Below are 302 nucleotides of genomic sequence, written 5' to 3'. Positions count from 1 at the left end.
TCAAAGCGGCCGTCACCTGCGGCATAAAGATCGTCCGGCTCTGCGTCGGCAGCGGCAATCAGCTTCACCTTATGCTCGTAGAGCGCGTCGATCAGCGTCACGAAGCGCGCCGCCTCGTTGCGTCTCTCGGGGCCGAGCCTGGGGATGCCGACGATGATCACCGTGTGGAAGCGGCGGGCGACCGCCAGATAATCGGGCGCGCCACGCGCTTCGCCGCAGAGGCGCTTGAAGGAGAAGACGGCGACGCCCTTCAGGCTCTTGGGCACGTGCAGGGTGCGGCCGCCCTGGACGGGGATATCCTC

The 302-nt window shown here is 66.9% G+C and carries 1 protein-coding gene; it reads right to left on the bottom strand.

Annotation, left to right across the window (positions count from 1 at the left end; genetic code table 11):
• On the bottom strand, window positions 1–302 hold a 302-nt coding region (gene zapE / locus GNY06_RS00860), incomplete at both ends, for an AFG1/ZapE family ATPase (RefSeq protein ID WP_166518387.1).

The organism is Elizabethkingia argenteiflava, from assembly GCF_009904105.1.
Taxonomy (GTDB): Bacteria; Bacteroidota; Bacteroidia; order Flavobacteriales; family Weeksellaceae; genus Elizabethkingia; species Elizabethkingia argenteiflava.
Note: the sequence above shows the minus strand (reverse complement) of the source record. Positions and strands in the feature narration are given on the sequence as shown.